General features: G+C 67.2%; 10 protein-coding genes. 6 read left to right on the forward strand and 4 right to left on the reverse strand.

Features of this window, described 5'->3' with window-relative positions; genetic code table 11:
• Positions 1–104 precede the first annotated feature (104 nt).
• The 3 genes from N5D30_RS04775 to N5D30_RS04785 form a co-directional block, all read right to left on the reverse strand.
• Complete coding sequence (locus tag N5D30_RS04775) at positions 105–1,073, reverse strand: FecR domain-containing protein (RefSeq protein ID WP_279907922.1); 969 nt, start codon at positions 1,071–1,073, stop codon at positions 105–107.
• A 4-nt stretch (positions 1,074–1,077) separates the two neighbouring features.
• A complete protein-coding gene (locus N5D30_RS04780) occupies positions 1,078–1,587 on the reverse strand; it encodes a sigma-70 family RNA polymerase sigma factor (protein WP_279907924.1) in 510 nt (169 codons plus the stop codon).
• A 792-nt stretch (positions 1,588–2,379) separates the two neighbouring features.
• Positions 2,380–4,557, reverse strand: coding sequence for a malate synthase G (locus tag N5D30_RS04785; protein WP_220816168.1), 2,178 nt, complete (start codon positions 4,555–4,557; stop codon positions 2,380–2,382).
• A gap of 168 nt (positions 4,558–4,725) precedes the next feature.
• On the opposite strand from N5D30_RS04785, the gene N5D30_RS04790 reads away from it, so the two are divergent.
• Positions 4,726–5,181: a GNAT family N-acetyltransferase gene (locus N5D30_RS04790; RefSeq protein ID WP_279907926.1), complete on the forward strand. Its 456-nt coding sequence runs from the start codon at positions 4,726–4,728 to the stop codon at positions 5,179–5,181.
• 52 nt (positions 5,182–5,233) lie between these two features.
• Positions 5,234–5,752, forward strand: a complete 519-nt coding sequence (locus tag N5D30_RS04795; RefSeq protein ID WP_279907927.1) for a glycine cleavage system protein R — start codon at positions 5,234–5,236, stop codon at positions 5,750–5,752.
• Positions 5,753–6,434: 682 nt separating this feature from the next.
• Here the strand turns inward: N5D30_RS04795 and rarD are convergent.
• A complete protein-coding gene (rarD, locus tag N5D30_RS04800) occupies positions 6,435–7,331 on the reverse strand; it encodes an EamA family transporter RarD (RefSeq protein WP_279907929.1) in 897 nt (298 codons plus the stop codon).
• A 287-nt stretch (positions 7,332–7,618) separates the two neighbouring features.
• Here rarD and rfbB point away from each other — a divergent pair, with 287 nt between their 5' ends.
• From rfbB to rfbD, 4 genes are read left to right on the forward strand one after another with little or no spacing between them, the layout of a single operon-like run.
• A complete protein-coding gene (gene rfbB, locus N5D30_RS04805) occupies positions 7,619–8,683 on the forward strand; it encodes a dTDP-glucose 4,6-dehydratase (protein ID WP_279907931.1) in 1,065 nt (354 codons plus the stop codon).
• Positions 8,680–9,552, forward strand: a complete 873-nt coding sequence (gene rfbA / locus N5D30_RS04810; protein ID WP_279907933.1) for a glucose-1-phosphate thymidylyltransferase RfbA — start codon at positions 8,680–8,682, stop codon at positions 9,550–9,552. Before rfbB ends, rfbA begins: the two co-directional genes overlap by 4 nt.
• Positions 9,549–10,094: a dTDP-4-dehydrorhamnose 3,5-epimerase gene (gene rfbC / locus N5D30_RS04815; RefSeq protein WP_279907935.1), complete on the forward strand. Its 546-nt coding sequence runs from the start codon at positions 9,549–9,551 to the stop codon at positions 10,092–10,094. Before rfbA ends, rfbC begins: the two co-directional genes overlap by 4 nt.
• Positions 10,091–10,960 carry a dTDP-4-dehydrorhamnose reductase gene (gene rfbD / locus N5D30_RS04820; RefSeq protein WP_279907937.1) on the forward strand — a complete coding sequence of 290 codons (870 nt, stop codon included), beginning with the start codon at positions 10,091–10,093 and terminating at the stop codon, positions 10,958–10,960. Before rfbC ends, rfbD begins: the two co-directional genes overlap by 4 nt.
• Positions 10,961–10,976 lie beyond the last annotated feature (16 nt).

Genomic DNA, 10,976 nt, shown 5'->3' on the forward strand with positions numbered 1-10,976 from the left:
TGGGTGGGTGGTGTTCGCGCCTCGGGAAGCGCGCATTCACCCGGTACACCGGACGAGGCGGAAAAAGTGATCACCTGGTGGCAAAATTTTTTGCTGGCCGTGGGTCAGGTGCGCGGGCCGACCGTGACCCAGTAGCGCGTGCTGCGCCCGATGCGCACCGGCAGGGTCTTCTCAAGCACGGCCAGGCCGGCATCGGTGTCGGCCAGCGAGATGGCGCCGGACAGGCGCAGGTCGGCCACGGCCGGGTCGCAGCGCAGCAGGCCGGGACGATGGCGGGCCATCTCGGCGATCACGTCGCCCAGGCGCATGTCGCGGGCCAGCAGCATGCCCCGTTCCCACAGGGTGGCGCTGTCATCGACGGGGGTCGGCGGCGCGATCTCCGCCGCGCCGAAGTCGGCCTGCTCGCCGGCGTGGAGGACGCGCGCCGCCCCGCTCAGCGAGCGAACCTCGACCGCGCTGTGGAACACGGCGACGCGGCAGACGGCTTGCCCGTCCAGATGGCGCACGCTGAAGCGCGTGCCCAGGGCGCGCACCACGCCGTACGGGGTGTCGACGAAGAACGGCCGGTGCGCCGGGTCCGCGTGGGTGGTGACGAGGATTTCGCCACTCACCAGGCGGATGCGCCGCGCCACGGCATCGAAGGCGATGTTGACCGCGCTGGCGGTGTTGAGCACCAGGTTCGAGCCGTCGGGCAGCGCCAGCGTCCTGCGCTCGCCGGTGGCGGTGGCCACGTCCGCCGCCCACTCTCGCCAGGGTGTGTGGCGCACGGCCAGCCAGCCGGCCGGAGCGGCCACCAGCAGGGCGCTCAGCAGGTGCAGGGCACGGCGCCGGTCGTAGCCGTGTTCCAGGCTCTTGATCGCTTCTTTGCCGATGCCCGTGGGCACCTGGTTGAAGGTGAGGAAGACCGCCTGGGCGCGCGCCCAGGCGGCCTCGTGCGCCGGGCTCTGCCGGCGCCAGCGCTCGAACGCCTGGCGTTCGCCCTCCGTGGGCATGTCGTACTGGAAGGTGATGGCCCAGTCGGCGGCTTCCTTGAGCAGGGCGCTGGCCAGGGCGGCGGCGGGATGGCTTGGCATGCGCTCAGGCCGCGGCCATGCAGGCGACCAGCGCCTTGTGGATGTGTCGGCGCACGGTGATGACCGGGGTCTGCGTGCGTTCGGCGATCTGCTGCAGGGTCAGCCCGTCGATCTGGGCCAACAGGAAGATTTCCCGGGTGCGCGCCGACAGGCTGGCGAGCATGGCGTCGATGCGCATCAGCGCCTCGATGATCAGCAGGCGCGTCTCGGGCGAGGGCGCCTCGGGTTCCGGCAGGTGGGCCAGCGCGTCGAGGTAGGCGCGCTCCACGTCCTGCCGCCGCCAGTGGTCGATGACCAGGCCCTTGGCGATGTGCGTGAGCAGTGCGCGGGGTTCGTCGCCGAGCTGGGCCGGCAGCCGCCGCGAGGCCATGACCCGCAGGAAGGTGTCATGCGCCAGGTCCGCGGCATCGCAGGCGTTGCCGAGCTTGCCGCGCAGCCAGCCGTACAGCCAACCGTGATGGTCGCTGTACAGTGCGTGTACCTGTCGCGTTGCAAGGGTATCGGCCGCCACCACGGCGCCCTCCTGTCCATAGGTCGAGCGCAGTTGCGGACCTGAATTCTAATAAGAATTGTTCGCATTTTAACGATTGCCGGATGGGACTTGCAAGTTCGGGCTTGCACAGGGGCGAGCCATGGCATCGCCTGCGGAGGTCGCGCGGAGGGGCATGAAAAGAAAGGCTGTGTCCTCGTTGCATGTCGCATATCTTGTGGGAGCGGATTTATCCGCGAAATTCGCGGCCAACGCTCTCACCAAATCAGGATTGCGCCACCAACACGTCATGGGGACATAGCCATAAAAAGGCTGTGTACCCGATACCTGTTGTAGTGCTCTGACTCATTCTGGGTCCCCGCCTGCGCGGGAATGACGAGGTGGGGGTGGAGTTTCTTCCGAAACCGTCATCCCCGCGCAGGCGGGGACCCAGGGGCAGGCAGCTGCAGCGTTGAGATAGAGGGGCTTTACCGCGCAACGCGCAGGTTGGAGCAGCCGCTTGCTGGCGTAACCCACTGGCTGTGCCATGGTCGATTGCGCGGGTGGGGTTATTGCCTGCGGCCTCTCCATCCTATGGGTTCCCATTGATATTGCAGGCAGGCCGTTTCCGCTGGGTAGCTATGGCGTCTGCAACACGACATGGCCATAAAAAGGCTATGTCCCCATGACGTGTTGGTGGCGCAATCCTGATTTGGTGTGAGCGTTGGCCGCGAAATTCGCGGATAAATCCGCTCCCACAAGGCGTGCAACAACTAACGGGGATATGGCCATAAAAAAACCGCCCCGGAGGGCGGCTCTTTCTCTACCTGTCGCGGATCAGAGGCCGTTGGCGGCTTTGAACTCGCGGCGGCGGCGGTGCAGGACCGGCTCGGTGTAGCCGTTCGGCTGCTTGGTGCCTTCGACCACCAGTTCCAGGGCGGCCTGGAAGGCGATGTTGCCGTCGAAGTCCGGCGCCAGCGGGCGGTACAGCGGGTCGTTGGCGTTCTGGCGGTCGACCACCGGGGCCATGCGCTTGAGGCTGGCGACGATCTGCTCTTCGCTGACGATGCCGTGGCGCAGCCAGTTGGCCAGCAGCTGGCTGGAGATGCGCAGGGTGGCGCGGTCTTCCATCAGGCCCACGTCGTTGATGTCCGGCACCTTGGAGCAGCCGACGCCCTGGTCGATCCAGCGCACCACGTAGCCGAGGATGCCTTGGGAATTGTTGTCCAGTTCGTTCTGGATCTCTTCGGCGGTCCAGTTGGTGTCGGGTGCCAGCGGGATGGTCAGGATGTCGTCGATGGACGCCGGGGCGCGCTTGGCCAGTTCGGCCTGGCGGGCGAACACGTCGACCTTGTGGTAGTGCAGGGCGTGCAGGGTGGCGGCGGTCGGCGACGGTACCCAGGCGGTGTTGGCGCCGGCCAGCGGGTGGACGATCTTCTGCTCGACCATGCCGGCCATCAGGTCGGGCATGGCCCACATGCCCTTTCCGATCTGGGCGCGGCCCTGCAGGCCGGTGGCCAGGCCGATGTCGACGTTGTTGTTCTCGTAGGCACCGATCCACTTCTCGCTCTTCATGGCGGCCTTGCGCACCACGGCGCCGGCTTCCATGGAGGTGTGGATTTCGTCACCGGTACGGTCGAGGAAGCCGGTGTTGATGAACACCACGCGCTCGCTGGCCGCCTGGATGCAGGCCTTGAGGTTGACGGTGGTGCGGCGCTCTTCGTCCATGATGCCGACTTTCAGGGTGTTGCGGGCCAGGCCGAGCACGTCTTCGACGCGGCTGAAGATTTCGCCGGTGAAGGCGACTTCTTCCGGGCCGTGCATCTTCGGCTTGACGATGTAGACCGAGCCGGTGCGGGTGTTCTTGCGGCTGGTGTTGCCGTTCAGGTTGTGCACGGCGATCAGGCTGGTGAACAGGGCGTCCTGGATGCCTTCCGGAATCTCGTTGCCGGCGGCGTCGAGAATGGCCGGGTTGGTCATCAGGTGGCCGACGTTGCGCACGAACAGCAGGGAGCGGCCGTGCAGGGTCAGCTCGGAGCCGTCGGCCTTGGTGTAGACGCGGTCCGGGTTCATGGTGCGGGTGAAGGTGCTGCCGCCCTTGCTGACTTCCTCGGCCAGGTCGCCCTTCATCAGGCCCAGCCAGTTGCGGTAGACGACGACCTTGTCGTCGGCGTCGACGGCGGCCACGGAGTCTTCGCAGTCCATGATGGTGGTCAGGGCGGCTTCCATCAGCACGTCCTTCACGCCGGCGGCGTCGGTCTGGCCGATCGGGCTGGAGGCGTCGATCTGGATCTCGAAGTGCAGGCCGTTGTGCTTGAGCAGCACGGCGATCGGCGCGCTGGCATCGCCCTGGAAGGCGACGAACTGGGCCGGGTTCTTCAGGCTGGCGGTGCCGCCGTTGCCCAGGGTCACGGCCAGTTCGCCGTCGACGATGGCGTAGGCGGCGGCGTCGACGTGGGAGGCGCCTTCCAGCGGGGCGGCTTCGTCGAGGAAGGCGCGGGCGAAGGCGATCACCTTGTCGCCGCGGACCTTGTTGTAGCCCTTGCCCTTCTCGGCGCCGTTTTCTTCGCTGATCACGTCGGTGCCGTAGAGGGCGTCGTACAGCGAGCCCCAGCGGGCGTTGGAGGCGTTCAGGGCGAAGCGCGCGTTCATCACCGGCACCACCAGCTGCGGGCCGGCCAGGCGGGCGATCTCGTCGTCGACGTTGGCGGTGGTGGCCTGGAAGTCGGCCGGTTCCGGCAGCAGGTAGCCGATTTCCTGGAGGAAGCTCTTGTAGGCGGCGGCGTCATGCGCCTGGCCCTTGCGGGCCTGGTGCCAGGCGTCGATCTTGGCTTGCAGCTCGTCGCGTTTGGCCAGCAGGGCGCGGTTCTTCGGAGCCAGATCGTTGATCACGGCTTCGGCGCCGGCCCAGAACTGCTCGGCAGCGACGCCGGTGCCCGGGATGGCTTCGTTGTTGATGAAGTCGTAAAGGGCCTTGGCGACCTGCAGACCACCTACTTGAACGCGCTCAGTCATTGCTTGCCTCACTTGATGCTAGACAGGGCCGGAAGGCCATGTAGTAAGAGTCGGCGGATACTACATGACTCATCCGGAAAAATCAGTCACAACCTGTACCCGCCTGCCGGGCGGCGGCGGGTCCGGCCATCCTATACTGCAGGGACTTTTCACCCCTCCGGAGCCCTCATGCCGATCAACCGTGTCGAGCCCGCCGATCTGCCCGAACTGGCCGGGTTGTTCGCCGGCTACCTGGCGTTCTACCAGGTGCCGCGCCCCCTCGCCGAGGTCGAGGATTTCCTCGCGGCCCGCCTGGAGAAAGGCGACTCGGTGCTGTTCATCGCTCGAGACGAGGCAGGACGCGCCCTGGGCTTCGTCCAGCTCTATCCCTTCTTCGCCTCGCTGCACCTGGCGCCGGCCTATCTGCTCAGTGATCTCTACGTCCACCCGGACGGCCGTCGCCAGGGCCTGGCCGAGCGACTGATGAACACCGCCCGTGCCCATGCCGAGGCCGAGGGCGCCTGTGGCCTGCAGCTGGAGACGGCGAAGGACAACCACGCCGGTCAGGCGCTGTACGAAAAGCTTGGCTACGTCCGCGATGAGGTGTTCTATACCTATTGGCTCGGCTTGACGGGGTCGGCCTGATTGGCTCGGCCTGAAGCCCTGGCACCAAACTACCCAGAACGAGAGGCCTTTCATGGATCATCTGGTACTCACCGTCATCGCCCCGGACCAGCCGGGCCTGGTGGAGCGCATCGCCCAGTGCATCGCCGGGCATGGCGGCAACTGGCTGGAGAGCCGCATGTCGCGCATGGCCGGGCAGTTTGCCGGCATCCTCAAGGTGGCGGTGCCGGCCGAGGGCTACGACGAACTGGTGGAGGGCCTGCAGGGGCTCAACGCCCACGGCATCCGCGTGCTGGTGGCGGAGAGCGGCATCGAGCCGGCCTGCACCTGGAAGCCGATCCACCTGGACCTGGTCGGCAACGACCGCCCCGGCATCGTCCGCGACATCACCCGCCTGCTGGCCGAGCAGGGCATCAACCTGGAAAGCCTGACCACCGAGGTGGCGCCGGCGCCCATGAGCAGCGAGCCGCTGTTCCACGCCCAAGCGCTGCTGGCGGTGCCGCTGACCCTGTCGCTGGACCTGCTGCGCGACCGCCTGGAGAGCCTGGCCGACGATATGATGGTGGAACTGAACTTGCGCACCGAGGAGTGAGCCGGGGATAACCCTGTGGATAGCCTGGGGAGCCCCGGCGCGCCGCCTGGCGCCCCGGGGCTTTTTCTTGTCCGCTCGATGGCTGCGGGCTTTTGCACAGAGTACGGGGATGGATCTGTGGATAGCGCGGGGATGAGGGCCGCCAGGCCGCGTCCGGCGTGGCCTAGCGCCGTCTGAGCGAATTTCGTCCAGGGTTCGCCGGGCGGTGGATATCCACCGAAGCTGTGGATGAAGGTGTGGGCAGCCTGGGGGATGGACGCTCCGGGCCAGATGGGCCGTGGCTTTCCGGGCCTCGATCAGAAAATCAGCAATATCAACGACTTGTATACAAAGTCCGGGGATCGTTCTGTGGATAAGGCGGGGATTTACCGCTGCGCTTCAGGCGGGACGGGGGCTGTAGCGACCTGGTCGATTCTTGCTCAACCGTGGTTTGCCGTCGCGCGGTGGATAATTCCCGCACCGCCGCTGCGTCGAGCTATCCCCGTCAGCCGGGGAAAGAGCTGTGGACAGCCTGGGGAGGCCACGCTGCAGGCCAGGAACGGCGGGATTTGCAGCGGTTCGCTCAGGAAATGACCAGCACCTCCTGGCTTGTGCACAGAGCCTGGGGATGGCCCTGTGGAAAAGGCTGGGAACAACCGCGCCAGCCCAGTCCCGCTGCGCTTTCCGGCGCGCTGGTCGTTTTCTAGGCAGCCTGGCCGCGCCGGCGCATCCCCAGCCAGATGTCCAGGCTGTAGATGAACAGCGCCGCCCAGATGCAGATGAAGGACAGCAGCTTGCTCGCTTCCAGCGTCTCGCCGAACAGCAGCACTGCCTGCAGCAGCACCAGGGTCGGTGCGAGGTACTGCAGGAAGCCCAGGGTGGTGTAGGGCAGGTGGCGGGCCGCCGCGTTGAAGCACAGCAGCGGCACCAGGGTGATGGGCCCGGCGGCGATCAGCCAGAGCGCCTCGCTGCTGCTCCAGAACGCGGGCTGGGTGCTCATCGCCGCCGGATGCAGGAGCAGCCAGCCGAGGGCCAGCGGCAGCAGCAGCCAGGTTTCCACCACCAGGCCCGGCAGGGCGGCCACCGGCGCCTGCTTGCGGATCAGGCCGTAGAAACCGAAGGTCAGCGCCAGCGCCAGCGACACCCAGGGAATGCTGCCCACCTGCCACAGCTGCTGCAGCACACCCAGCGCGGCCAGGCCCACGGCGACCCACTGCAGGCGGCGCAGGCGCTCGCCGAGCAGCAGCATGCCGAGCAGCACGTTGACCAGCGGGTTGATGTAGTAGCCCAGGCTGGCCTCCAGCATGCGCCCGTTGTTCACCGCCCAGACGTACACCAGCCAGTTGCTGGCGATCAGCAGGCCGCTGCCGGTCAGCACCGCCAGGCGCCTGGGGTTGTCGCGCAGCTCGCGCCACCAGCCGGGATGTTTCCACAGGGCCAGCAGCAGCGCGCCGAACAGGGCGGACCAGATCGCACGGTGGGCGATGATCTCCAGTGCCGGCACGACCTGGATGGCTTTGAAGTAGATGGGGAACAGACCCCAGATCAGGTAGGCGGTGATGCCGAGGGTGTACCCGCGCCGCGGGTTGGCGGTGGCCATGGGAGTCCTTGGAGTGGTGCGCAGTGGAGCGATTCTAGCCCCGCCGCCCCGTGGCTGTCCGTTCGGTCAGCATCGGCTTGGGCGACGGCTCTGGCGTCGCGTTTCGGGAGGGATCGATTCGCGACTTCTGGACGGATGGCTCCTGGCCGCCGCCTTCGGCACTCGCCTGATGCGGGAGAGAGGCTTCTGCCGGCCCTCGGGTCCAGCGCAACGAGAGCACCCGGCAAGGCTGCGGATGCCGTATCATGCGGCCCCACGCAGAACCACACTTTGCAAGGGCTACATCCATGCGCATCCTGATCACCGGCGGCGCCGGTTTCATCGGCTCGGCTCTGATCCGCCACCTGATCCGGAATACCGAACACGAGGTGCTCAACCTCGACAAGCTGACCTACGCCGGCAACCTGGAGTCGCTGGTGTCGGTCGCGGACAGCCCGCGCTACCGCTTTCTGCAGGCGGACATCGCCGCCAGCGACGTGGTGGGCGCGGCCCTCGCCGACTTCCAGCCGGACGCCATCATGCACCTGGCCGCGGAGTCGCACGTGGACCGTTCCATCGACGGGCCGGCCGCCTTCATCCAGACCAACATCGTCGGCACCTATGCTCTGCTGGAAGCGACGCGCGCCTACTGGGCGGCGCTGCCGGAAGCGCGCAAAGCGGCCTTCCGCTTCCACCACATCTCCACCGACGAGGTCTACGGCGACCTGCACGGCGTGGACGACCTGTTCACCGAGACCACGCCCTACGCGCCCAGCTCGCCCTACTCGGCGAGCAAGGCCGCTTCCGACCACCTGGTGCGCGCCTGGCAGCGCACCTATGGCCTGCCGGTGCTGCTCACCAACTGCTCCAACAACTACGGCCCCTTCCACTTCCCGGAGAAGCTGATCCCGCTGGTGATCCTCAACGCGCTGGAAGGCAAGCCCCTGCCGGTGTATGGCGACGGCCTGCAGGTGCGCGACTGGCTGTTCGTGGAAGACCACGCCCGCGCCCTGCTCAAGGTGGTGAGCGAGGGGCAGGTCGGCGAGACCTACAACATCGGCGGCCATAACGAGCAGCGCAACATCGACGTGGTGCGCGGCATCTGCGCTCTGCTGGAAGAGCTGGCACCGTCCAAGCCAGCCGGCGTGGTGCGCTACGAGGACCTGATCACCTTCGTCAAGGACCGCCCCGGCCACGACCAGCGCTACGCCATCGACGCCGGCAAGATCCAGCGCGAGCTGGGCTGGGCGCCAGAGGAAACCTTCGCCAGCGGCTTGCGCAAGACCGTGCAGTGGTACCTCGACAATCTGCAATGGTGCCGCCACGTGCAGGACGGCAGTTATCAACGCGAGCGCCTGGGAGCTTCAGCATGAAGGGCATCATCCTCGCCGGAGGTTCCGGCACCCGGCTGCACCCCATCACCCTGGGGGTCTCCAAGCAACTGCTGCCGATCTACGACAAACCGATGATCTACTACCCGGTCTCGGTACTGATGCTCGCCGGCATCCGCGACATCCTGATCATCTCCACGCCCCACGACCTGCCCCAGTTCGAGAAGATGCTCGGCGACGGCAGCCAGTTCGGCGTGCGTTTCAGCTACGCCGAGCAGCCGTCGCCGGACGGCCTGGCCCAGGCGTTCCTGATCGGCGAGGAGTTCATCGGCAGCGATTCGGTCTGCCTGATCCTCGGCGACAACATCTTCCATGGCCAGCATTTCACCGAGCAGCTGCAACGGGCCGCCGGCAATCCTAAAGGCGCCACTGTGTTCGGATACTGGGTCAAGGACCCGGAGCGCTTCGGCGTCGTCGAATACGACGAGCAGGGTCGCGCCATCTCCATCGAGGAGAAGCCCGCCAAGCCCAAGTCCAGCTACGCCGTCACCGGGCTGTACTTCTACGACAACGACGTGATCGACATCGCCAAGGCGGTGAAGCCCTCGCCGCGGGGCGAGCTGGAGATCACCGACGTCAACAACGCCTACCTGAAGCGTGGCGACCTGCGCGTCGAGAAGCTCGGTCGTGGCTTCGCCTGGCTCGACACCGGCACCCACGACAGCCTGCTGGAGGCCTCGCAGTACGTGCAGACCATCGAGCACCGCCAGGGGCTGAAGGTCGCCTGCCTCGAGGAGATCGCCTACCAGCAGGGCTGGATCGACCGCGAATGCCTGCTGCAGCAGGCCAAGGCCTTCGGCAAGACCGGTTATGGCCAGTACCTCTACCAGCTGGCGGGAGAGACGCGGTGAAGGCCATCCCGACCCGGCTCGCGGAGGTGCTGATCCTCGAACCCCGTGTGTTCGGTGACGAGCGCGGCTTCTTCTACGAGAGCTTCAACGCCCGCGCCTTCGAAGAGGCCACCGGCGTGCGCCGGGACTTCGTGCAGGACAACCACTCCCGCTCCGCCCGCGGCGTGTTGCGCGGCCTGCACTACCAGATCGAGCAGCCCCAGGGGAAACTGGTCCGCGTGGTCGCTGGCGAAGTGCTGGACGTGGCCGTGGACATCCGTCGTGGTTCGCCCGGTTTCGGCCAGTGGGTCGGCGTGCGCCTGTCCGCCGAGAACAAGCGCCAGCTCTGGGTGCCGGAAGGCTTCGCCCACGGCTTCGTGGTGCTGAGCGAACACGCCGAGTTCCTCTACAAGACCACCGACTACTACGCGCCGGCCCACGAGCGCTGCATCCGCTGGGACGACCCGGAACTGGCCATCGACTGGCAGTTCGACGGCGTGCCGCAGCTGTCGGCCAAGGACCAGGCCGCGCCCACCCTGCGCGACGCCGAGCTGTTCCCATGAGAGTGCTGATCACCGGCCGCCACGGCCAGGTCTCCCGCGAGCTGCAACTGGCCCTCGGCGCCGAGGCGGAGCTGCTGGTGCTGAGCCACGAACAACTCGACCTGGCCGATGGCGACGCCATTCGCCGCCAGGTGCGCGAGCTGCAGCCGGACCTGCTGATCAACGCCGCGGCCCACACCGCGGTGGATCAGGCCGAGAGCGAGCCCGAGCTGGCCCATACGATCAACGCCAGCGCGCCCGGCGTGCTGGCGGAGGAAGCCGCTGCGCTGGGCGCTCCGCTGATCCACTACTCCACGGACTACGTGTTCGACGGCCGCAAGGCCTCGGCCTACGTCGAGAGCGACGCCACCGGCCCGCTGGGCGTCTACGGCCGCAGCAAGCTGGCCGGCGAGCAGGCGATCCGGGAGGTCGGTGGCCAGCACCTGATCCTGCGCACCAGCTGGGTGTACTCGCTGCACGGGCGCAACTTCCTGCTGACCATGCAGCGCCTGCTGCAGGAGCGCGAGGAACTGCGCGTGGTGGCCGACCAGATCGGCGCGCCGACCTGGGCCGGCACCATCGCCCGCGCCACGGCCGAGCTGGTCCGTCACTGGCGCGAGGGCCGCGTCGGCGCATGGGGCACCTACCATCTGACCGGGCAGGGCGAGACCTCCTGGTTCGGCTTCGCCGAGGCCATTGCGGCCCAGCTGAAGGCCCAGGGCAAGCCCTGCGCGCGCCTGCTGCCCATCGCCACCAGCGACTACCCGACACCGGCGCAACGGCCGGCCAACTCGCGCCTGGACTGCTCGCGCCTGCAGCACGAATGGCAGATCGAGCTGCCCGACTGGCGCCAGGCCCTGCTGGAGTGCCTGAACAGCCCGCGCTGAGGGCTGGCGGTGCATA

The sequence above is a fragment of the Pseudomonas sp. GD03875 genome (assembly GCF_029840585.1).
GTDB classification, from domain to species: domain Bacteria; phylum Pseudomonadota; class Gammaproteobacteria; order Pseudomonadales; family Pseudomonadaceae; genus Aquipseudomonas; species Aquipseudomonas paralcaligenes.

Bases quoted from the DNA above. Each gene is read 5' to 3' on its own strand.
- rfbB (WP_279907931.1), top strand. From the start codon at position 7,619: ATGCGCATCCTGATCACCGGCGGCGCCGGTTTCATCGGCTCGGCTCTG.
- N5D30_RS04775 (WP_279907922.1), bottom strand. From the start codon at position 1,073: ATGCCAAGCCATCCCGCCGCCGCCCTGGCCAGCGCCCTGCTCAAGGAA.
- rfbD (WP_279907937.1), top strand. From the start codon at position 10,091: ATGAGAGTGCTGATCACCGGCCGCCACGGCCAGGTCTCCCGCGAGCTG.
- N5D30_RS04790 (WP_279907926.1), top strand. From the start codon at position 4,726: ATGCCGATCAACCGTGTCGAGCCCGCCGATCTGCCCGAACTGGCCGGG.
- rarD (WP_279907929.1), bottom strand. From the start codon at position 7,331: ATGGCCACCGCCAACCCGCGGCGCGGGTACACCCTCGGCATCACCGCC.
- N5D30_RS04795 (WP_279907927.1), top strand. From the start codon at position 5,234: ATGGATCATCTGGTACTCACCGTCATCGCCCCGGACCAGCCGGGCCTG.
- rfbA (WP_279907933.1), top strand. From the start codon at position 8,680: ATGAAGGGCATCATCCTCGCCGGAGGTTCCGGCACCCGGCTGCACCCC.
- N5D30_RS04785 (WP_220816168.1), bottom strand. From the start codon at position 4,557: ATGACTGAGCGCGTTCAAGTAGGTGGTCTGCAGGTCGCCAAGGCCCTT.